General features: G+C 57.8%; 18 protein-coding genes. 7 read left to right on the top strand and 11 right to left on the bottom strand.

Annotated elements, in window-relative coordinates; genetic code table 11:
• Nucleotides 1–23: 23 nt before the first annotated feature.
• From hflX to AC4LF3_RS02840, 7 genes are all read right to left on the bottom strand, one after another.
• Nucleotides 24–1328, bottom strand: coding sequence for a ribosome rescue GTPase HflX (gene hflX, locus AC4LF3_RS02870; protein ID WP_122043569.1), 1305 nt, complete (start codon nt 1326–1328; stop codon nt 24–26).
• A gap of 13 nt (nt 1329–1341) precedes the next feature.
• Entirely contained in the window at nt 1342–1590 is a 249-nt protein-coding gene (gene hfq, locus AC4LF3_RS02865) for an RNA chaperone Hfq (protein ID WP_026003896.1), read from the bottom strand.
• 83 nt (nt 1591–1673) lie between these two features.
• Nucleotides 1674–2642: a tRNA (adenosine(37)-N6)-dimethylallyltransferase MiaA gene (miaA, locus tag AC4LF3_RS02860; protein ID WP_407362802.1), complete on the bottom strand. Its 969-nt coding sequence runs from the start codon at nt 2640–2642 to the stop codon at nt 1674–1676.
• Between the two features lie 42 nt (nt 2643–2684).
• Nucleotides 2685–4649: a DNA mismatch repair endonuclease MutL gene (gene mutL, locus AC4LF3_RS02855; RefSeq protein ID WP_491834733.1), complete on the bottom strand. Its 1965-nt coding sequence runs from the start codon at nt 4647–4649 to the stop codon at nt 2685–2687.
• A 122-nt stretch (nt 4650–4771) separates the two neighbouring features.
• On the bottom strand, nt 4772–6049 hold the full coding sequence (locus AC4LF3_RS02850) for an N-acetylmuramoyl-L-alanine amidase (protein ID WP_010796918.1): 1278 nt from the start codon (nt 6047–6049) through the stop codon (nt 4772–4774).
• Between the two features lie 5 nt (nt 6050–6054).
• Complete coding sequence (tsaE, locus tag AC4LF3_RS02845; RefSeq protein WP_491834732.1) at nt 6055–6543, bottom strand: tRNA (adenosine(37)-N6)-threonylcarbamoyltransferase complex ATPase subunit type 1 TsaE; 489 nt, start codon at nt 6541–6543, stop codon at nt 6055–6057.
• On the bottom strand, nt 6531–8018 hold the full coding sequence (locus tag AC4LF3_RS02840) for an NAD(P)H-hydrate dehydratase (protein WP_407362800.1): 1488 nt from the start codon (nt 8016–8018) through the stop codon (nt 6531–6533). The genes tsaE and AC4LF3_RS02840 overlap by 13 nt, the downstream gene beginning before the upstream one ends.
• 58 nt (nt 8019–8076) lie before the next feature.
• Here AC4LF3_RS02840 and queG point away from each other — a divergent pair, with 58 nt between their 5' ends.
• The gene (gene queG / locus AC4LF3_RS02835) at nt 8077–9141 is read left to right on the top strand and encodes a tRNA epoxyqueuosine(34) reductase QueG (RefSeq protein WP_197872094.1); all 1065 of its coding nucleotides are present in this window, start codon (nt 8077–8079) and stop codon (nt 9139–9141) included.
• On the opposite strand, the gene orn is transcribed toward queG, so the two are convergent.
• Nucleotides 9138–9680, bottom strand: a complete 543-nt coding sequence (orn, locus tag AC4LF3_RS02830) for an oligoribonuclease (protein ID WP_010796914.1) — start codon at nt 9678–9680, stop codon at nt 9138–9140. The genes queG and orn overlap by 4 nt on opposite strands.
• Before the next feature lie 71 nt (nt 9681–9751).
• A complete protein-coding gene (locus tag AC4LF3_RS02825) occupies nt 9752–10522 on the bottom strand; it encodes a class I SAM-dependent methyltransferase (protein ID WP_491834731.1) in 771 nt (256 codons plus the stop codon).
• A gap of 128 nt (nt 10523–10650) precedes the next feature.
• On the opposite strand from AC4LF3_RS02825, the gene rsgA reads away from it, so the two are divergent.
• Nucleotides 10651–11670, top strand: coding sequence for a small ribosomal subunit biogenesis GTPase RsgA (rsgA, locus tag AC4LF3_RS02820; RefSeq protein ID WP_073449592.1), 1020 nt, complete (start codon nt 10651–10653; stop codon nt 11668–11670).
• Between the two features lie 23 nt (nt 11671–11693).
• Here the strand turns inward: rsgA and motB are convergent, their stop codons facing one another.
• Together motB and motA are read right to left on the bottom strand one after the other, a co-directional pair.
• Nucleotides 11694–12803: a flagellar motor protein MotB gene (gene motB / locus AC4LF3_RS02815; RefSeq protein ID WP_434135542.1), complete on the bottom strand. Its 1110-nt coding sequence runs from the start codon at nt 12801–12803 to the stop codon at nt 11694–11696.
• 12 nt (nt 12804–12815) lie between these two features.
• Nucleotides 12816–13667 (bottom strand): flagellar motor stator protein MotA, encoded by an 852-nt coding sequence (gene motA, locus AC4LF3_RS02810; RefSeq protein WP_010796910.1) that lies wholly within the window; start codon nt 13665–13667, stop codon nt 12816–12818.
• Nucleotides 13668–13781: 114 nt separating this feature from the next.
• Here motA and AC4LF3_RS02805 point away from each other — a divergent pair, with 114 nt between their 5' ends.
• The 5 genes from AC4LF3_RS02805 to AC4LF3_RS02785 all read left to right on the top strand — a co-directional run bounded on the left by AC4LF3_RS02805 (nt 13782) and on the right by AC4LF3_RS02785 (nt 21272).
• On the top strand, nt 13782–15332 hold the full coding sequence (locus tag AC4LF3_RS02805; RefSeq protein WP_491834730.1) for an HDOD domain-containing protein: 1551 nt from the start codon (nt 13782–13784) through the stop codon (nt 15330–15332).
• A 42-nt stretch (nt 15333–15374) separates the two neighbouring features.
• The gene (gene rhdA / locus AC4LF3_RS02800) at nt 15375–16187 is read left to right on the top strand and encodes a thiosulfate sulfurtransferase (RefSeq protein ID WP_491834729.1); all 813 of its coding nucleotides are present in this window, start codon (nt 15375–15377) and stop codon (nt 16185–16187) included.
• A 150-nt stretch (nt 16188–16337) separates the two neighbouring features.
• Complete coding sequence (gene asd / locus AC4LF3_RS02795) at nt 16338–17231, top strand: archaetidylserine decarboxylase (RefSeq protein WP_491836236.1); 894 nt, start codon at nt 16338–16340, stop codon at nt 17229–17231.
• 103 nt (nt 17232–17334) lie between these two features.
• Nucleotides 17335–19131 (top strand): cyclic-di-GMP receptor FimW-related protein, encoded by a 1797-nt coding sequence (locus AC4LF3_RS02790; RefSeq protein WP_239382063.1) that lies wholly within the window; start codon nt 17335–17337, stop codon nt 19129–19131.
• A gap of 56 nt (nt 19132–19187) precedes the next feature.
• Nucleotides 19188–21272: an EAL domain-containing response regulator gene (locus AC4LF3_RS02785; protein WP_491834728.1), complete on the top strand. Its 2085-nt coding sequence runs from the start codon at nt 19188–19190 to the stop codon at nt 21270–21272.
• Nucleotides 21273–21284 lie beyond the last annotated feature (12 nt).

Here is a 21284-nt window from a genome sequence, read left to right as displayed (position 1 = left end):
GACCAAAAACGTCGATAAAGGCTTTATTGCAAAGTATGTTGCGCCACGAAGTCATCCGGCTTGAAACCTTCACGACTGACGAGACGATTAAGTTCTGCACGAGGTAAACGTACTGACAACACCGTATACCCTTCTTCGTCATGCGATTCTTCCTGTACAGCACCTTGACTGAACAATAGCGCACGCAGACGTCCCATAGCCTGAGGCAGCCGCAATTTACCTACGAACAGGTCGTCGCCCAACAATTCGGCCACAGCTTGACGAATCAGTTCCAAGCCCCGGTTTTCCCGAGCAGAAGCCCAAACTCTGATCGGACGACCAGTTTCCTCGTCGCGCTGGATGTGCGGCTCGACATTCTCAAGCAGGTCGATCTTGTTATAGACCTCCAGCATGGGAATCTCGTTAGCACCGATCTCTTCCAGCACGACGTTCACCTGCTCGATTTGCAGCATGCGATCCTCTTCGTGAGAGTCGATCACATGCAGTAGCAGATCCGCGTTGCTTGATTCTTCCAGCGTGGCGCGAAACGCCTCAACCAGCTTGTGTGGCAGATGTCGGATGAAACCCACGGTATCAGCCAGTACCACCGGTCCCAGGTCAGCCAGTTCTAGACGACGCAATGTAGGATCCAACGTCGCGAACAACTGATTCGCTGCATAGACCTCGGAAGAGGTCAGGGTGTTGAATAGCGTAGACTTGCCAGCGTTGGTATAGCCAACAAGCGATACCGCTGGAACTTCGGCACGTCGCCGCCCTCTTCGGGCCTGCTCACGTTGACTGCGTACCTTTTCAAGGCGCTGTTTGATCTGGCGGATACGAACACGCAAAAGGCGACGGTCCGTCTCGAGCTGTGTTTCGCCCGGCCCTCGAAGACCGATACCACCTTTTTGTCGCTCAAGGTGGGTCCAGCCACGCACCAGACGAGTACTCATGTGCTCAAGCTGTGCCAGCTCAACCTGAAGCTTACCTTCATGGGTTCGAGCACGCTGGGCAAAGATATCGAGAATCAACCCAGTACGATCAAGCACCCGGCACTCCAGGGCGCGCTCGAGGTTGCGCTCCTGACTGGGCGTAAGGGTATGGTTAAAGATGACCAGTTCGGCTTCATCGGCCTTCACCAAGTCATGGAGTTCATCGACCTTGCCGGTACCGATGAGAAAACGTGCAGAAGGCTGATGTCGCGACACGGTAACCATCGCCACCGTGTCAGCGCCAGCAGAGCGCGCAAGTTCTTGGAACTCCTGAGGATCCTCGCGGGATTCAGGATCTTGGCCTTCGAGATGGACCAGAATGGCCCGTTCACCACCACCCGGGCGTTCAAAGAACAAAGGCGACTCCTATTTACATGTTACCGGGTTCAGCCGGCTGATCACTGCTAGGCAGACGAACAGGACGACTAGGAACTACCGTTGAGATTGCGTGCTTGTAAACCATCTGGCTGACAGTGTTTTTCAGCAGGATGACGAACTGATCAAAGGACTCGATCTGACCTTGCAACTTGATGCCATTGACCAGGTAAATGGAAACTGGAACGCGTTCCTTACGCAAAGTATTCAGGTAAGGGTCTTGTAGCGAATGCCCTTTTGACATTGTGCCGCTCTCCTCAAAGGTAAAAGATTCGTTTGTTGCAAGGTCAGAAGGTTCGCCATCACCGGCGTGGTTCTTCTTGAGACTCAACTGCATATGGAGACCGCCTTAAGGCTTTTCAAGACACGCGACACATTGTCACGGGCCATACTGTCCAACCACTGTAGCTGGCCCCAGCTGCGTAGCCAGGTAAGCTGCCGTTTAGCCAGCTGACGCGTGGCGATAATGCCGCGCTCTGTCATTTCGTCGTAACTCATTCCGCCGTCCAGATACTCCCATACTTGACGGTAGCCTACGGCACGCATGGAGGGTAGTTCAGGCTGCAAATCACCTCTCGCCCGTAGACGTGAGACCTCATCGACAAAGCCCTGTTCCAGCATGTGGCGGAAACGCTGGGCTATTCGCGCATGCAACAGCGCACGCTCTTGAGGAGCAATAGCCAGATGAACGGCAGTATACGGGAAATGTGCGACAAACGGCGCGTCGGAATCTGCATTTCCTTGTCTTTGACGCTCCCGATGCTCGGTCATCGTCATTCCACTGACGCGATGGACTTCCAGTGCACGGGTCAGGCGCTGGGGGTCATTGGGATGGATGCGCGCCGCTGACTCAGGATCGACCTCTGCCAGTTGCCGATGAACCTCACCCCACCCCTGCTCTGCCGCAACGGTTTCGATTTCGGCACGAATGGTTGGATCGGCGCTGGGCATGTCCGCTAACCCCTCAAGGAGCGCCTTGAAATACAGCATGGTGCCGCCTACCAGCAGAGGAATACGCCCTGCCGCCGTGATGTCTGCCATTGCCTGACGGGCATCGGCACAGAAATCAGCTGCCGAATAGGTCTCGCTGGGCTCGCGGATGTCGATCAGACGATGGGGAAAAGCCTCCAGAAGTGCTTTCGAGGGCTTGGCCGTACCGATATCCATCTCACGATACACCAGCGCCGAGTCGACACTGATCAAGTCGCATGGCAGAACCTTGGCAAGCTCAAGGGCTAGATCGGTCTTGCCGGAGGCTGTAGGGCCCATCAGAAAAATGGCAGGTGGAAAAGACATGGAAACTCTCATGAAAGTCGACGCCGCGTCATGCAACTTCGATTACCTGCCACGCAGGAATAATTTATCGAGATCATCAAGGCCCATCTGCGTCCATGTGGGTCGACCATGATTGCATTGGCCGCTTCGCTCGGTGATCTCCATATCCCGTAGCAAAGCGTTCATTTCAGGCACTGTCAAACGCCGGTTGGCTCTGACGGAGCCGTGACAGGCCATGGTGCCCAGCAGTTCGTTGATATGCGCCTGGATACGATCACTCGTGCCGTACTCCAGAAGATCTGCCAGAACATCTCGAACCAGATCACCCGCTTCGGCTTGTTTCAGCAGCGCAGGTATTTGTCGGATAGCCAGGGTTTCCGGCCCTAGCCGCTGCAGCTCAAAACCCAGCTTGGAAAACCATTGGGCATGTTCTTCTGCACAATCGGCCTCTCGCTCGCTGACCGCCAATGACTCAGGCACCAGAAGTGGCTGCCCACGCAAGCCTTCACTGGCCATGGCAACCTTCAGACGCTCATAGGTAATACGCTCATGAGCAGCGTGCATGTCGACCAGCACTAGACCGTGAGCGTTTTCCGCCAGGATATAAATGCCCTTGAGCTGAGCCAGGGCATAGCCCAACGGAGGAATATCCCCCTGGCTTTCCGGCAAGGCAGCCGGCATAGCTCCTGTACTACTGGCCGCAGAAGGCAACGGAGCAAAAAAGGTCTGGTAGGCTCCCTGCAGCTCGGCCACACTCTGGGTAGGGTATGCCGGCTTGGCCGAATAGCTGCCGGAGCCGCCGTAGCTTCCACCAGAACCACCGCCAGCAACTGGCCGTGGCGATGTTTCCGGCATGGCCGGTTCGATGCGATACGATGCAGGCGCAGGCTGGCTACTTTCCAGTGCATGCGCCGCCAGACTCATCTCACCTTGGGGACCAAATTCTCCTGCAGCGGAGCCTGTGGCGCGAGGCGGCACGGTAACAGCCGATGCCGGTGCCGTCACCTGATCGTCCGGACGCACATCGGCCAGCGCACGGTGCAAGGTGCCGTAAAGGAAATCATGCACCATCCGCGTATCCCGGAACCGAACTTCATGCTTGGTGGGATGTACGTTCACATCCACCACGCCTGGGTCGAGTTCGAGAAACAACACGAATGCAGGGTGCCGCCCGTTATAGAGGACATCGCGATAGGCCTGACGGATAGCATGCGCAACCAGCTTGTCGCGCACCATGCGACCATTCACGTAGAAATACTGCAGGTCCGCCTGGCTGCGAGAGAAGGTCGGCATGCCGACCCAGCCCCACAGGCGCAGCTCGCCGCGCTCATTCTGAATAGGCAGGGCCTGCTCCAGAAAATTCGGTCCACAGACCGCCGCGACACGGCGGGCCTGGGTAAGGTCATCCGTAGCCTCACGCAGGGCTAGAATGCTCTTGCCGTTGTGGCGAAGATTGAACCCTACATCGAAGCGGGCCAGGGCCAGGCGCTTGATAACCTCCTGCAGATGGTCGAATTCGGTTTTTTCCGAACGCAAGAATTTACGACGCGCCGGTGTATTGAAGAAAAGGTCGCGCACTTCGACCGTGGTGCCTTGCGGATGCGCGGCCGGTTTGACTGATGAGTGCATTTCTCGCCCTTCGGTCTCGACCTGCCACGCCTGATCGGCATCCTGGTGGCGTGATGTAAGGGTCAGGCGCGAGACCGAGCTGATCGAGGCAAGCGCTTCTCCTCGAAAGCCCAGGCTAATGACATGCTCAAGTTCATCCAGGTTATAAATCTTGCTGGTCGCATGGCGCTCCAGCGCCAGAGGCAGGTCGTCAGAAGGAATACCGCTACCATCGTCCCTGATTCGCAGCAGCTTGACACCGCCCTGCTCGACATCGATGTCGATACGGCGTGCCCCGGCATCCAGACTGTTTTCCAACAGTTCCTTGGCTACCGAGGCCGGGCGCTCAACCACCTCGCCGGCGGCAATCTGGTTGGCCAGACGTGGGCTGAGCAGTTGAATACGACGAAGTTCAGTCATGGAATTAGCCAGGCTGGTCTGAGAGTCGAATGGAAAGCAGTGCCAAAACGAAACCGGCCGCGCTGCCCGAGGCAGTGGCAGCCGGCCGATTCGAACCGCTATGGCGTAGGCATCTCGCTATTTTAGCGCGAGCCGGTTGCCACTTGCTGTGCTTTTTGGTCACGCAGCCAGGCCAGGTATGTACCTGGCGGCGGACTCTTCTGGAAGTACGTGGAAATACCGCTGCGGATCTGCCGTGCCAGCAATTCCTGATGTGAGGCCGTTGCAAGCTTGACGGACTCGGTCGGGTTCGAGATGAACCCGGTTTCAACCAGGATCGAAGGAATATCCGGCGATTTCAACACCACGAAGGCAGCCTGCTCCACGCGATTATGCAGGAGCTTGGTCTGTTGCCCGATGTTGGCCAGAACCTTCTGCCCGACATCCAGACTTGCGGACATGGTAGAGGTCATGGACAGATCCAGCAAAACACCGGCAAGCATCTGATCCTTGTTGTCCAGAGCACTGCCCACCCCGCCTACAAGGTCCGAGCTGTTTTCAGTATCTGCCAGCCAGCGCGCTGTTTCAGACGTGGCGCCCCGCTGAGAAAGCGCAAATACCGATACACCCGAGGCGGTTCGGTTGGGCGCTGCGTCGGCATGAATGGACACAAACAGATCAGCCCCTTTCTTACGCGCTATCTCGGTACGCTTGCGCAAGGGGATGTAATAGTCACCCGTACGGGTCAGCTCGGCCTTGAAGCCCTTCATGCTGTTGATCTGGGCTTGCAGTTTTCGCCCGATGGCCAACGTGATGTTCTTTTCATAAAGGCCGCCACCCTTGGCAATTGCACCAGGGTCTTCACCGCCATGACCAGGGTCGATCACTACAATGATGTCGCGCTTGCCAGAGGGACCAGCCGGCACGGTGACCTTGGGCTGCGCAGGGGTTACCGGCGCAGATGGCTCACCCGGCGTAGGCGTCGCGGGAATATCAGATGACAGGTCCGCGCCCTGATCGAACAGATCGACTACCAGACGATTTCCGTACTGCTGATTAGGCGCAAGCGTAAAGCTCTTGGGCGTAACCTGCTGGGACACATCGAGCACCATGCGCAGCTCGTCGGCTGAGCGTTGGGCCGAGCGCAGTCCGGTAATCGGTGTACCCTTCAGGCGAGCCTCGTTGAGCTTGGTCGCCAGTTTGGCTCCGCTGACATCAATGACGATCCGGTTGGGCGACGTCAGAGTAAAGACATTGGCTTTGACCGGCCCTGACAAATCGAATACCAGGCGCGTATTGTCCGGCGCACGCCAGACACGCATATCCTTGATATCTGACGCCGCCAACACCTGGCTGGCCAGACAACACAAAATGACTCCCAACGTTGCCCATCCCAGGCGTACACGCTTCCCCCACCCCATTTGCATCAAACTCCTGTGGATAGGGCGGCACGCCAGGCATCACCATGTGAGCCTTGAAAAACCAACTGCACGTTACGGCCGCCCGTATGCGGCGTAATGGTAATGTCCAGGTCTGGCTTTGGCAAAAGCCCCATGCCCCGCTCAGGCCATTCGATCAGACAAAGGGCATCACCGGTGAAGTAATCCCGGATTCCCATGAACTCGAGTTCTTCCGGATCAGCCAGACGATACAGATCGAAATGGTAGACCCGGATCTCACCGATCTCGTACGGCTCGACCAGCGTAAAGGTAGGGCTCTTGACCGCACCTGTATGGCCTAGACCCCGCACGATGCCGCGTGACAAGGTCGTCTTGCCGGCTCCGAGGTCTCCGTGAAGATAAAGCGTTCCACGGCCGCCGCTGGCCAGGGCTATCGTGTTGCCCAGGGCTGTCATGGCGTCCTCGTCAGGCGCGAACAGGGTTATCGTCTCGCACGAAGGCGTTACTGCAGACATGGATTGTAACTCTCTAAAAGCTGACGAACGGTATCAGGTAAATCACTGGCAGCCAGTCCTCGGCCATGCTGCCCCAGCAGCTCTCCCGCCCGGCCATGTAGCCAGGCACCCAGGCAGGCAGCCTCGAATGCTGAGAGGTGTTGTGCCAGTAAGGCGGCAATAATGCCTGTGAGCACATCGCCTGCGCCACCGGTAGACATCGCCGGGTGACCACGCCCGCAGAGCGCCATGCGGCCATCCGGTGCAGCAATAAGGGTCCCGAGGCCTTTGAGCAGCACCACTGCACCATAGTGCTCCGCCAGCTTTCGGGCTGCGGCCGGGCGTCGACTCTGAATCGTGGCAATATCGCTGCGCAACAGGCGCGCAGCCTCACCTGGGTGAGGGGTCATGATCCACTCGCCCCTGGGCTTGGTGACCGCCTGGCTGGCCAGCAGGTTTAGCGCATCGGCATCCCATACCTGAGGTACTTCTCGGGACGCCGCCACGCTGATCACACTGCGGCTCCAGGCGCCCTGCCCCAGACCAGGCCCGACGGCCAGGACATCGGCTTTTTCTGCCAGGGCAATGACTTTACCCGCGGACTCGACACCTGCCACCATCACTTCAGGTCGACGTGCCAGTACAGGCGCTACATTCGAAGGCCGCGTAGCCAGGGAAATCATGCCTGCACCGCAGCGGAGCGCTGCCTCGGAGGTCATGAGCGCAGCGCCGCCAGTGCCTTCGTCCCCTCCGATGACCAACACATGGCCGAAGTTGCCCTTGTGCGAGCTGCGCTTACGCGGCTTAAGCTTGGGCAGATTACGGGGCGCCAGGCGTTGCGCCATGGCATCGGCAGGATTCTGGGGTTCCTCAACCAGGGCGGCAAACTCGATACTGCCGCAGTAGTCAGGCCCATTGCCTGTCAACAGGCCGAGCTTGAGACCGATAAAGGTAATGGTAAGGTTGGCTTTGACGGCTTGATCCCTGACAAAGCCTGTATCAGCGTTGAGCCCCGAGGGAATATCGACGGCCACGACCGGAAGGTCGCAGCTATTGATCTGCTCGATGGCCTTGGCATACGGCTCACGTACCTCGCCGGAAAAGCCGGTACCCAGCATGGCGTCCACTACAACGCCTGTCAGCTTTACGCCCGCTCGCCAAGGCTCCGGGTTGATACCGGTACCCTTGGCCTCCATATATGCCTTGGCCGCATCGCCTTCGAGCTTTTCAGGGTCGCTCAGGTAATACACGTTTACCGGCCAGCCACTCCGCTGAGCAAGCGAGGCGATTAGATAACCGTCTGCGCCATTATTACCGCCCCCGGCAAAAACAGTCAGTGCACCGGCATCGGGCCAGCGTTGACGCAGGGACCGCCAGGCGGCTCGCGCGGCACGGTGCATAAGTTCGAAACCGGAAGTACCCGATTCGATCAGACGCGCGTCGAGCGCTCGTACCTGCGCAGCGCTATAGAGGGAAAGCGGCAGTTCGTCGTGCATGCGATACCAAGCTCCAAGGTCTGGCAAAATAGGTTCTCGTCAGTAACTTAAACACGTCATGTCTTCTTACGCACTCGATCTCGATACGCTAGCAGCCTCCATCAAGGAATGGGGTCGCGAGCTGGGTTTTCAGCAGACCGGCATTACCGGTGTAGCGCTGGGCGACCACGAAGCGTACCTCGAGCGCTGGCTGGCCGCGGGCTATCACGGCGAGATGGACTATATGGCCGCACACGGACAAAAACGTTCGCGCCCGGACGAACTGGTGCCAGGCACGCTACGGATCGTTTCGCTTCGCATGGATTATCTGCCGGGCGATACCGACATGGCGAAGCGACTGGCGGACCCTGCACACGCCTATATCTCTCGCTACGCCCTGGGCCGCGATTATCACAAACTGATCCGCAAACGGCTGCAACAGCTGGCCGAACGTATTCAAGCCACGATTGGCCCGTTCGGCTACCGTGCATTCGTCGACAGCGCCCCTGTGCTTGAGAAAGCGCTGGCGGAAAAGGCCGGCCTGGGCTGGATCGGCAAGAACACGCTGGTGCTCAACCGCAAGGCAGGCAGTTATTTCTTTCTGGGAGAACTCTTTACCGACCTACCCTTACCTGTCGATGAGCCTCATCCCAGCAATCACTGTGGCCGGTGCAGCGCCTGCATGGATATCTGTCCGACACAGGCGTTCGTTGCCCCCTATGTACTGGATGCGCGGCGCTGCATTTCCTACCTGACGATCGAGTTCAAGGGCTCGATTCCCGAGGAACTGCGCCCGTTGATCGGCAACCGGGTCTTTGGCTGCGATGACTGCCAGATTGTCTGCCCCTGGAACCGATTCGCCAAGCCCACCGCGCAACCGGACTTCCAGCCACGGCATAACCTGGACAACAGTGATCTGGTGACGCTATTTCGTTGGACGGAAGACGAATTTCTAAGCCGTACGGAGGGTTCGCCCTTGCGCCGGGCAGGCTACGAGCGCTGGCTGCGCAACCTGGCGGTGGCGCTGGGCAACGCGCCTACCAGCATTCCGGTGGTCGAAGCATTGAAGGCGCACCAGCAACACCCATCTCCACTTGTGCGCGAACATGTGGAGTGGGCGCTGGGGCGTCACGGCTATGCCTAGACCTTGATGAAGTGCTTGCGGTAGTAGCGCAGCTCCTCAATGGAGTCGCGGATATCGTCCAGCGCCAGATGACTGCCGGTCTTCTTTACGCCATCACGGACATGAGGAGCCCATCGCGCCGCCAGCTCTTTCAGAGTTGAAACATCCAGGTTGCGATAGTGGAAATAGGCTTCCAGTTGCGGCATGTGCCGATAAAGAAAGCGGCGGTCCTGGCAAATGCTGTTTCCGCAAATAGGCGACTTGCGCGCCGGCACCCACTGCTCGAGGAAGGCCAGGGTCTGGCGCTCGGCCTCCGCCATGCTGATGGTGCTTTCGCGGACCCGCTGGGTCAGGCCTGACTGGCCGTGCTGACGTGTGTTCCACTCGTCCATGCCGTTCAGAATCTCGTCCGGCTGATGAATCGCGATGACCGGACCTTCGGCCAAGGTGTTCAGCTCACTGTCCGTCACGATGGTGGCCATTTCTATGATCACATCGTTATCCGGATCCAGGCCGGTCATTTCGAGGTCGATCCAGATCAGGTTCTGGTCATTCTGCATGGCAATACTCCTTAAGCAATGCAGGCAGTTTAGCGGAATAAATACAGCTCGGCTGGCCTTGCGCCACGCCGTCAGCGTTGCCAGATGAGAATTTTCGACTGCCGCCAGTCATTCAGCTCGATGACCTGCCGGGGAGGTACACCCGGAATCTCGAACGTGTTGCTGATAAACAGCGCACCCGGACGCATTTCGGCCTGCGCTTTTTTCCATAGGTCAGGCATAGGGGCGGGCGAGAGAAAACAGTAGACGACATCGTATTCAGCCAGATCGACTTTCCAGAGGCTCTGATAACGAATCCGACAGTTACGCCGCGGTAGGCAGCGCAGCCAGGAGAGCAGAAAACTCATCGGCGCGGTCTCGACGCCCGTAAAATGGCTCTTAGGGTGTAAACGCGACAGATAGACGAGCGTTCCGGCCAGACCGCTTCCCAGGTCGATGAAAGACTCCTTGTCTGATCGTTCAGCTATCAGCTCACTGAGCTTTCGCTGTGTCTCATGCCCGGTCAGATAGAGCGGAACCCGTTCGGTCAGGCTGTTCCAGTTCAAGAGCAGAATAACGAAAAATCCTGCGAGAAAGACCCAACCGGGAATGGCATAACCGGCGAAGGCAACCAGGGCTGGTACGAAAGCCAGATTGATGAAGAGCCACCAACGGTGCAGGCCCATCCACTGCCCAAGCGCTGCGGCCAGGACCCCTTGCAGGCACGCCGCACCGATCAACGGTGCGCGGTAATGGAGCGTAACCAGACCAACCTGTAGAACAATCCAGGTAACAAGCAGTGCAAGCACCTGCACCAGTAATGCAAGGATAGCGGGATATCGGCGGCGTAAGGTGTCGAGCATATGGCCAAGTCATAACAGCGGATAATGCTGTGCAGTCTAGCCAAGATCCGACCGCTGGACGATCTCTGCCCCGGCAGACGAACCGCCTGTTAGACTTTATCTTTACTTCAGGTTTATCGAGCTACTTAATGGCCAAACGCCACCTCACTCGCCGGCAAAGCTGGCGTATTGAAAAGATTCAGACCGAACGTGCGGCTCGCGCCGAGCGTCGGGAGTCCCGGTTGATCGAAGAGCTTGAGGGTGGCGACCTGGGCCCGGAGTTGACGGGTCGGATCATTGCCCACTTTGGTGTACAGGTAGAGGTGGAGGGCGAAGACGGCCAGCTCCAGCGCTGCCACTTGCGCGCCAACCTGCCAGCTCTGGTGACGGGAGACCGGGTAGTCTGGCGGGCGGGTAATCAGGGCATTGGCGTTATCGTTGCCCAACTGCCTCGAATTTCGGAGCTGTGCCGTCCCGACATGCGGGGTGTCCTGAAGCCAGTTGCGGCCAACGTCGATCGATTGATCATTGTATTTGCGCCGATTCCCGAGCCCCACAGCAACCTGATCGACCGCTATCTGGTCGCAGCCGAGCATGCCAGCATTCAGCCTATTCTACTGTTGAACAAGGCTGATCTGATCGATGAAAGTAATGCCGAGCGGATGGATAACCTGCTGGGCATCTACAACAACCTGGGCTACCCCTTGCTCGAAGTATCGGCGTTGAACGGCCTAAGCCTGGACAAGCTGAAAGAGACGCTCGATGGACACATCAGTGTTTTCGTAGGGCAGTCCGGTGTAGGCAAATCATCGCTGGTAAACGCCTTGCTGCCGGGCGTGGACACGCGTGTCGGGGCTTTGTCCGAGATAACCGGCAAAGGAACGCATACGACCACCACGGCCCGCCTGTTCCACTTCCCGGGCGGTGGCGATCTGATCGACTCACCCGGTATCCGCGAGTTCGGCCTGGGTCATGTAAGCCGTCAGGATGTGGAAGCCGGCTTTATCGAGTTCGCCGACCTTATCGGGCATTGCCGCTTCCGTGACTGTAAGCACGACCGGGAGCCGGGCTGTGCTTTTCTAGCGGCGCAGGAAGAGGGACGAATTCACCCTCAACGCATGGCCAGTTACCGTCACATTATCGCCAGCCTGCCCGAACCTGAGTACTAGGTCCGGGCAGACCCTCTTTACCGCTAGGGCTTAGGCGGCGGGCTCATTTGCAGCGCACCGTCGTCGAAGGCATTGATTTCCTTCTTCAGGTCGATGCCCTTGAGCGGGTTGGCCAGATTACTCGTAGCCTTCACGCTACCGGGGCTACCGGTCGAGGCACCCGTGTCGCTGCCTGCCGGAGCCTGGCCCGGAGTCGCGGCCGGCGGGGTATCGGCTTGGCCGCCATTGTCACCCTCGATGGCCTTCTGAGCCTTCTTGGTCAGAACAACAATGTCGATACGACGGTTGACCGGATCGAGCGGGTCCTTGCGATCGAACAGTGCCGACGAGGCATACCCTACTACACGGGCCACCTGGTTCTCTGGGTAACTACCTGCCACCAGCGCTCGACGGGCCGCATTGGCACGAGCAGCCGACAGTTCCCAGTTGCCGTAGTATCCCTTCCCTACGAACGGCTTGGCATCGGTGTGACCGCTGATGCTGATCTTGTTTGGAACTTCCTTGATCGTATCCGCCATGGCCAGCAGGATATTCTCGAAGTACATCTTCAGTTCAGCACTGCCCGAGTCGAACATCGGCCGATTTTCCGCATCGACGATCTGGATACGCAGGCCGTCCTGAGTGATCTCGAGCAGGATCTGATCCTTGAAACGCTGCAGATCCGGGTTCTCGTTGATCTTGTTCTGCAATTCCTGCAGGAGCAGTTGCAGGCGCTCCTTGTCGATCTTCTCCGCGATGTTCTCGGCCTGCTGAGCATCAATGCCGCCCGCATCAGCCGGACTCGGCTTGGTAGTCTGGTCGATCTGCTCCTCATCAGTGCTATCAGGTGAATCCGGCGTCTTAGGGTCATTTTCCATCGTCGGGTTCAGCGTCTGATTGGGAGACGGTGTTGGCGTACCGCCAAGGTCGATCACATAAGGACTTCCGCTTTCCGTAAACCCGATCGGGTCCTGAAAGTAGCCTGAAATGGCGATCCGCTGCTCGGGAGTGGTCGAAATCAACAGCCACATCACCAGGAAGAACGCCATCAGGGCTGTCATGAAGTCGGCGAAGGCAATCTTCCAGGCGCCGCCATGGTGCCCGCCTTCAACTTTCTTGACGCGCTTTATGATAATGGGCTGGTTGTTATCCATGACGGCTTAACCTCACGCGCCGCGCATTGCTTGCTCAAGCTCGATGAAGCTTGGGCGATGGGCGGGATACAGGACTTTACGACCGAACTCGACAGCCACGGTTGGCGGCATGCCCGATGCGGAAGCAACCAGGGTGGCCTTGATGGACTCGAGAACGTTCAGTTCTTCTTTGGCGTCATGCTCGAGCGAGGCCGCCAAGGGTGCAAAGAAGCCGTAGGACGCCAGAATACCCAGGAAAGTACCTACCAGGGCGGTACCTACGCTCGCACCAATCTTGATGGTGTCCCCTTCGGCCAACAGGCCCATGGTAATTACGATACCCAGTACCGCTGCCACAATACCCATGGCTGGCATACCGTCGGCGATCTTGGCTACGGCATGAGAAGGGTGCTCAAGGTCAGCCTTGGTGCTATTCAGCTCCATGTCGAATAACCCTTCCAACTCGTGCGGAGCCATATTGCCAGACGACATCAGACGCAGATAATCAGTGATGAAGGCTGTCATCCGTGCATCTTTGAGGATGGCTGGGTATTTGCTGAAGATCGGGCTTTCGTTAGGCTCTTCAATATCGCCCTCAATGGACATCATGCCCTCACGACGGCTCTTGTTGAGGATTTCGTAGAGTAGCTTGAGCACGTCCAGGTAGTACGCATGAGTGAAGCGATGACCAAACATGGACAAAGACTTCTTAAACACGATCTTGAAGGTGCTGCCCGAGTTGGCCTGTAAAAAGGCACCCAACGAAGCGCCACCAATCGTCAGCACTTCGTAAGGATGCACGAGAGCCATGATACTGCCGCCCGACAGCACAAAGCCTGCGAGTATGCTACCGATGACAACGATAATGCCGATGATCTTGACCATGATTTTCAAACACTTCTAGTTAAACAAGGGCCCACAAAGAGGCTGCTGATTTAGTTATCGGATAATCTGCGCCAGACTGTAGGTATTTCTGTAAGCCATTCATGCGAGCTCTCTATGTCCATTACTACCGCTCGTCCAAATACGCTCGACGCCTGGCTGAAAAGGCTGGAAAGCGTACGTTTATCCGTACCCCAGGAAGTCAAGGAAGATGTCCGCAGGGCTCTGGCCAATGGCAACAAGACCGTTCCTGAAATTGCCGAGGTGGCGCTTCAGTCACCGATCCTGTCGCTGGTGCTGCTAAGGGAGTCCAACCGAAGCCAGCTTGGCCGGGAGAATCCTGCGGTTTCGCTGGAAGTAGCCTTGAGCCGGCTCGGACTGGGTCCCACTGAGTACCTGTTATCGGCACTTCCGTCGGAAGCTAAAGAGAAATACTCGCCAGCCCTTTCGCAGCTCCTGTTGATCAGCGAACACGCCATGGCGCAGGCCAATGGCCTCTTCGGCAATACCCTGGCTCGCCTGCGCCAGGAGGTTCGTCTCTCTACGCTTCTGTTCCTGGCGCCCGTGTGGCCACTGGCTCAGGCTTATCCAGAACTCTGGGAAGAATGGGAGCAGCGGGTACTGGGCAACAACGAGCCGGCCATCACGGTCGAGCAGGAGCTGCTTGGCGTACCCCTTCTGGACCTGTGCCTGACCCTAGCCGAGCGCTGGAGCCTGCCCGCCTGGGTTGTAGACGGATATCGCCTGCTGGTGAAGGACCGTCGCCGCCTGGTCAAGGCGCTGCACATTGCCCACAACGATGCCCATCCTCTTCAGCAGCAACAGCGCCTGGATGAAGACTTGCCGCTACGTCGGTGGCTCACCCAGCCCGGCAACACAATTTTGTTGGCGAATGGCCTGGCCGTGGCCGCCCACCAGAGCTGGAGCAACCCGCACATCCTCCGCTGGCAACGGCTGGTCGGCCTCTATATGCATGAGTCACTGGATCATATTCAGCAGGTCACCCATCAGGCCGCCGCGCAGCATGCTCGCCAACAGTTCATTCCAGGCCTTTGGCATCCGGCCGAAGCCCTGATCTGGCCCTGGGATGCAAGACGCCTGCACTCAAACAGGAAGGCCGCGCCTGACACCCAATCAGCCGCGACCAATAACCAAACGACAGGCGATGGGCTGGACGCATGGCGCCGATATTGTGCCGAACTGGTAAAGACGCCCAGTCCCTTTAGCAACGGCATCCAGCTGACGGCTTGCGCCAGGGATGCCTTGGCGGCAACCGGCCTGCCACGCCTGCTCCTGTTGACACCCGATGCGGACCAGACAGTGCTCATGGCCCAAGGCATCCATGGCCTGCCCGAAGCAGCCAAGGGGCTTCAGCTGCCTATCAACAATCATCCCCTGCTGCGCAAGCTGATGAGCGATCCCGCCCAACTTCGTATTACCTCGGAGAACAGCGCGCAGTTTCGCCCTCACCTGCCTGGTAATCTGCAAGCCCTGTTTCCACACTCACACATGGTGCTGCGCTCGATGGGCAGCAAAGGTCGCGTCACGATGCTGGCTATCATTGACAACAGGGGCGAGCCGTTTTCCGAGCGTGACCAGCAGGCTATCAACAAAACCGTTACCTGCATTGAGCGTGGCGTGATGAATTACGTCCAACGGCTTACATGATCGCTACAATCGAACCCATGATTTCAGACCGGATGACCTGATATGTCCTTTACAGACCTGCCGCTCGTGATCGAGCCTGCCGACCTTGCCGCCCGCCTCGATGCGCCAGAGCTGATTCTGGTCGATCTATCCAGCGCTGCGCACTATGCCGAGGGGCATGTGCCCGGCGCCTACTTCGTTGCGCCCCAACGTACACAACTGGGCAAACCTCCAGCGCCAGGGCTTCTCCCTGAAAAAGCCGACCTGGAAATATTGTTCAGCGAACTGGGCCATCGCCCTGAGGCCGTTTATGTCGTGTATGACGACGAAGGCGGTGGCTGGGCAGGACGTTTTATCTGGTTGCTGGATGTGATCGGTCATCACCGCTACCATTACCTTAACGGCGGCCGTCATGCCTGGGTCGAAGCGGGCCTGCCATTGACACAGGATGTGCCACCGCCAGCTGATACGCCAGTCAACCTCACGCTGCATGATGAGCCTACTGCAACGCGTGAGTATCTGCAGAGCCGCCTGGGTGCGGAAGACCTGGCCATTTGGGATGCACGCGGGCCACAGGAATATCGAGGCGAAAAAGTCCTAGCAGCCAAGGGCGGGCATATCCCGGGCGCCATCAATTTCGAGTGGACGGCCGGCATGGACCCGGCACGTAGCCTACGTATCCGCAGCGATATGGCCGAAACACTTAATGCCTTGGGGATCACGCCCGACAAGGAAGTGATTACCCATTGCCAGACGCACCACCGCTCGGGATTTACCTATCTGGTCGCCAAGGCGCTGGGTTACCCCCGAATCAAGGGTTATGCCGGCTCCTGGGGAGAATGGGGAAATCATCCGGATACACCGGTCGAACGCTGATAGCAGGTTTCCAGCAGCGAGCCGAATGGCTGTACAATGAAACGAGAACTGGGTCACGGCAATCTGACCCGGCCTTTTCTGTTTTGCCTTGTCTGGCCTCGCCCGCGGATTCACGCTTCATATATTGCCGCTCAAGGACACACCATGAATTTGAAAAACCGCCTGTTCATTCTTAGCCAGCACGTACTGCCTCATCACTTCCTGTCACGGTTGATTGGCGGCTTCGCCGAGTGCCGGATGCCCTGGTTCAAGAATGCCCTGACGGCATGGTTTGCTCGTCGCTACGACGTGGATATGCGCCAGGCTCAGGTCGAAGACCTGACGGCATACGAAAACTTCAATGCATTCTTTACCCGCAGCTTAAAGCCAGATGCACGTCCGCTACCGGAAGATCCGACAGCCATTGTCAGCCCGAGCGACGGCGAAGTTAGCCAGATCGGTCAGGTCGAGCATGGCCGTATTTTCCAGGCCAAGGGGCATAGCTACAGTCTGCTGGAGCTTGTAGGTGGTGATGCCCAACGGGCTGCACCGTTCATGGGTGGATCGTTCGCGACGATCTACTTATCGCCCAAGGACTATCACCGCGTACACATGCCCATTGCCGGCACGCTGAAAGAGATGGTGTATGTGCCCGGGCGAATCTTTTCGGTCAATCACCTGACCGCCGAGAACGTTCCGGAATTGTTTGCCCGCAATGAACGTGTCGTGTGCATCTTTGATACCGAACGCGGTCCGATGGCCATGATTCTGGTCGGTGCTATGATCGTGGCCAGTATCGAGACCGTTTGGGCCGGTATGGTGACACCACCCAAGCGCATGTTGAAAACAACACGTTACGACGAAGCGGCACGTGCGCCCATTCATCTAGAAAAAGGTGAAGAAATGGGCCGTTTCAAGCTGGGCTCCACGGTTATCGTCCTGTTTGGCCCTGATCAAGTGAACTGGGCTCAGGAGCTAGGCGCCTTCAGCACGGTCAATATGGGACAGCAGATTGGCTCGCCCAAGGTCGCCGAGGTTATCGAGCCTCTGTTGGGAGACGTCTGACACCTGCGACACAGGGACGCTAGCCCGATACCGCTGGCGTCCAGTAGTTGAATATTGGGGATAATGACTGTTATCGCCGCTCAGTCTGGAGAACCGACAGTCAATGGATAGTAAAGGCCCTCAGCAGTTGCTGCGGGTACCGACGCCCACGCAGCGGAGCCTTACGTTCTGCGAAGCCAGCCCCGCCGGATTGAAACGCTGGCTGGACCAATTGCCGCGAGCAAAGCTCGGGGAAGTGGCGCGTCTGTTGTACCAGGGGATGCTGGAAATCAACCAGCTGATCCAGTCGAACGATCAACGTCTGCGCATGCTTGAGTTGTTGCGACCGGAAGTGAACCGGACGTGTGTCATGCTCGAACGCCATGTTCTTGACCAGCCCATTGTGCTGGACGAGCGCTCACGCAAGGTAGCCAACCTGTGTCAGGCGCTACAGAACCATATGGCGGCAGGCTACAAGTTGGTGGTGGTCGACGAACTCAATACGCCCTCGCGTGATCGGGCCAGCCTGTTACCATTGGCCCTACAGCGCGCCATGAAAGGCCTTTACGGCCCGCTGATTCGCGCAGCCCAATTGTATACCCCAGCAGCCGATCATCTCTGGCTGGAGCTGCATCAGCTCTTCCAGATCGCCCTGCGTCTCAATCTGCAGGGCCAGCGTGTACGGGACGACCTACTGACGCGCCCTGATGGCCAGAGTTTGCAGGAGGCCTATGCTGTCCCGCTGCTATTTGGGGCAGCGCGGTGTAACCAGATGCGCCAGCGTCAGATTGCCCAGCTGGTCGAGTACCTCGATCAATGGGCAAATCTCGTGCAGATAAAACCTGCTGACCAGCCAGGCGTACTGTTTGTAGTCGCACCTCAGATCGATGCGCCGCCACGTTACCGAACCCTCCTCAAGGAGGCCAGCCTGAGCGGCCTGCTAGGCCTGTCAACACAGGTATTGGTCAGTCAGATTTCTGATTATCTGGCATTGCCGCCGGAGGAGCGCAGCCGTGCACGCCTGCCAGTGCAGCCGGACATCAGCACGGACCTGCTGCAACACCTGCGCGCGGCATGGGGCCAGGAATCCGACCGGGCCTTTCAGCGCACCCCGGGTCAAGGACGCCTGGAGATCTGCATTGGCATGAGTGCGCTGCACTATCACCTTTCGGGTCGCGTAGCCTTTGCCCAGACGCTCAACCTGCCGGAACCACCCAAGTCCAAGCCGGACTTTGCCCCGGCCGAGAAGACGTCGGATGTATGGTCACTGGCCTTCGATGCCGAGCACAATACAAGTTTGGACGCGCATGAGGAAATCCACTACGACACGCCTGTGGATGTGAAAAGCGAACAGATTGAGCTGGATAAAACCTACCCCCTCTTCTCGCTGCCCATCGTCAATCACAGTCCGGGCGGCTACTGCGTCAGCTGGCCTGGGGAAGTGCCGGACCAACTGCAAGCGGGTGAAGTGCTGGGGCTGCGCGGCCTGAACGAGAACAGCTGGGGGATTGCAGTCATTCGCTGGATACGGCAGGTCCCTGGCAGCGGCACCCAGATGGGCGTTGAGCTGCTGGCGCCTACGGCTCGCCCCTGTGGATTGCAGCTGCTTCGCAAGACCGAGCAACATAGCCAATATCTGAGGGGCCTGCTGCTTCCAGAAATCAAGGCCATAGACCAGTCTCCCTCTCTTATTGCCCCGCGTCTTCCCTTCCAGGAAGGCAGCAAGATTCAGATCAATCAGAAGGGAGTCGAGCAACAAGGCATGCTGACAAGGCGTCAAAATGCTACCGTTAGCTTCAGCGTCTTCGAATATCGTCTGCTGGAGCAGGCGCGACCGACGCCAGAAACACCCAGGCCGGGAAGCCAGGGACCGTCCTCCAACACAGAGGACGATTTTGACTCCTTATGGAAGTCTCTGTAGATTCCAGCCTCTTCGATTATTAACCGCTTTAACTGTCCGGGTTCATACGTAGACCTATGGCTATCGAAAAGAAGACCATCCGCCTGCTCATTGTTGAGGAGTCACAGAATGAAGCCGAGCGACTGGTAAGTCTGTTTCGAAATGCGGGCTGCGCAACCCGGGCACAGTGCGTCACAGAGCCGGACGAGCTGGCCACTGCACTTCAGCAGAGTTGGGACCTGCTCATTGCGGCGCCCAACTGTGAAGAGCTTTCTCCTCACGAGGCGCTCAAGACCATCAAGCGCCAGGCCAAGGATATTCCGGTTATCCAGCTGGTCGACCCTGAAGAGCCCGACGCGATTACCCAGGCTTTACTGAATGGGGCTCAGGATGCCGTTCCGCTGGGTGAAGACGAACGACTCGTGCTCGTATCCCGGCGCGAGATTAGCAATCTGGAAGTGCGGCGTGCCTATCGCACCGCCGAACTAGCCCTGCATGAAGCAGAAAAGCGATGCCAATTGCTTTTGCAAAGCTCCGAAGATGCCATCGCCTATGTCCATGACGGGATGCATGTTCATGCCAATCCCATTTACCTGCAGCTCTTCGGCTATACGGATGTGGAAGAACTGGAAGGGATGCCGGTCATTGATCTGGTGGCAAGCGATGATCAGCAGGCGTTTCGCGATTTTCTCAAGCAATACTCCAACGATCCCGAAGCCAACGGCACAGCCCGCTTCCTCTGCCAGGGCTTGCGCGCCGATGGCTCTACCTTCACGGCGGACATGAGCTTCTCTCCAGCCACCTACGAAGATGAGCCCTGCATTCAGGTTGTCATCCGTGACGGCAACCAGAACGATGCCGAGCTGGAAGAAAAGCTGCGAGAAGCTACCAGCGTAGACCCTGTCACCGGTCTGCTGAATCGCACCCGGCTTGTGGAGGCGCTGGAAGCGGAAATGGAGAAAGTGGTCCAGCACGGTCAGACAACCAGCTTCGCCTACCTGCAGCTGGACCGGTACGCGGCCATCCTCGCTGAAATCGGCATTTCCGACATTGATGCGCTGCTGGCCGCCCTGGCCAACCAGCTGAAAGAGCACTTTGTACCGCCGGCGGTGCTTGCACGGTTCAGCGATGATGCATTTGCCGTCCTGGTTCAGGGCGGCACTGCTGAGCAGCTTGAAAGCCGCCTGAAACCACTGCTCCGTCAAGCGGTGTCACAGCCCATTGAAATCAACAAGCGGGCCTTGCAACCCTCCTATTCCATTGGCTTGACGGCTCTTGATGAGCAGACCGTCAATGCGCACGAAATCATGGACCGCGCTCACCGCTGCGCCCTGATGATTGCCAAACAGGGCGGTAATGCCATCAAACGATACGACCCGGCAGAAGAACTGGCCGCAGCGGCCAGCCGAGGCAGCCTGATTGCCATTGTGCAACAGGCGCTGGAACAGAGCCGTTTCCGCCTGCTCTTCCAGCCACTCATCAGCCTGCGTGGTGACAGCCGCGAGCACTATGAAGTGCTGCTCCGCCTGAACAATACTCAGAACGAAGAAGTACCGCCGGCCGAGTTCTTCCGGGTAGCGGAAGAAAGCGGATTAAGTGCAAAGATAGACCGATGGGTAATCCATAACGCCATCAAGGTATTGGTCGACCACCGCGCCCGTGGGCACGATACCTGCCTGTTCATTCACCTGTCCGCCGCCTCGCTACAGGACGCAAGACTCCTGCTCTGGCTGCAGGCGGCCTTGCAGGCCGCTCGCTTACCGGCTGAATCCCTGATCTTCCAAATCAGCGAGGCCAATGCTCTGGCTCACCTCAACCAGACCAAGATCATGGCCAACGGCCTGAAAAAGCTGGGGCATCGCGTCACTCTAGGTCAATTCGGCTGTGCATTGGCGCCGTTCAATATTCTCAAGCAGGTTCCAATCGATTTCCTTAAGGTAGACGGCTCGTATGTCCGCGACCTGGGCAATCCGGAAAACCAGGAAACGCTGAAAAACCTCATTAGCGGCATTCAAGAGCATAAAAAGCTGTGCATCGTGCCGTTCGTTGAAAACGCCACGATCCTCGCAACGCTCTGGCAGTCTGGTGTGAATTACATCCAGGGTTACTACCTGCAGGAACCCAGCCAGGCAATGAACTATGAATTCGTCGCGGACGAATAAGCGGCAGACATG

The sequence above is a fragment of the Pseudomonas sp. C2.3V genome, assembly GCF_058536325.1.
Note: the sequence above shows the minus strand (reverse complement) of the source record. Positions and strands in the feature narration are given on the sequence as shown.

Excerpts from the sequence above, each read along its gene's own strand:
- hfq (WP_026003896.1), bottom strand. The coding sequence starts at position 1,590 with ATGTCAAAAGGGCATTCGCTACAAGACCCTTACCTGAATACTTTGCGT.
- miaA (WP_407362802.1), bottom strand. The coding sequence starts at position 2,642 with ATGTCTTTTCCACCTGCCATTTTTCTGATGGGCCCTACAGCCTCCGGC.
- mutL (WP_491834733.1), bottom strand. The coding sequence starts at position 4,649 with ATGACTGAACTTCGTCGTATTCAACTGCTCAGCCCACGTCTGGCCAAC.
- AC4LF3_RS02850 (WP_010796918.1), bottom strand. The coding sequence starts at position 6,049 with ATGGGGTGGGGGAAGCGTGTACGCCTGGGATGGGCAACGTTGGGAGTC.
- tsaE (WP_491834732.1), bottom strand. The coding sequence starts at position 6,543 with ATGTCTGCAGTAACGCCTTCGTGCGAGACGATAACCCTGTTCGCGCCT.
- AC4LF3_RS02840 (WP_407362800.1), bottom strand. The coding sequence starts at position 8,018 with ATGCACGACGAACTGCCGCTTTCCCTCTATAGCGCTGCGCAGGTACGA.
- queG (WP_197872094.1), top strand. The coding sequence starts at position 8,077 with ATGTCTTCTTACGCACTCGATCTCGATACGCTAGCAGCCTCCATCAAG.
- orn (WP_010796914.1), bottom strand. The coding sequence starts at position 9,680 with ATGCAGAATGACCAGAACCTGATCTGGATCGACCTCGAAATGACCGGC.
- AC4LF3_RS02825 (WP_491834731.1), bottom strand. The coding sequence starts at position 10,522 with ATGCTCGACACCTTACGCCGCCGATATCCCGCTATCCTTGCATTACTG.
- rsgA (WP_073449592.1), top strand. The coding sequence starts at position 10,651 with ATGGCCAAACGCCACCTCACTCGCCGGCAAAGCTGGCGTATTGAAAAG.
- motB (WP_434135542.1), bottom strand. The coding sequence starts at position 12,803 with ATGGATAACAACCAGCCCATTATCATAAAGCGCGTCAAGAAAGTTGAA.
- motA (WP_010796910.1), bottom strand. The coding sequence starts at position 13,667 with ATGGTCAAGATCATCGGCATTATCGTTGTCATCGGTAGCATACTCGCA.
- AC4LF3_RS02805 (WP_491834730.1), top strand. The coding sequence starts at position 13,782 with ATGTCCATTACTACCGCTCGTCCAAATACGCTCGACGCCTGGCTGAAA.
- rhdA (WP_491834729.1), top strand. The coding sequence starts at position 15,375 with ATGTCCTTTACAGACCTGCCGCTCGTGATCGAGCCTGCCGACCTTGCC.
- AC4LF3_RS02790 (WP_239382063.1), top strand. The coding sequence starts at position 17,335 with ATGGATAGTAAAGGCCCTCAGCAGTTGCTGCGGGTACCGACGCCCACG.
- AC4LF3_RS02785 (WP_491834728.1), top strand. The coding sequence starts at position 19,188 with ATGGCTATCGAAAAGAAGACCATCCGCCTGCTCATTGTTGAGGAGTCA.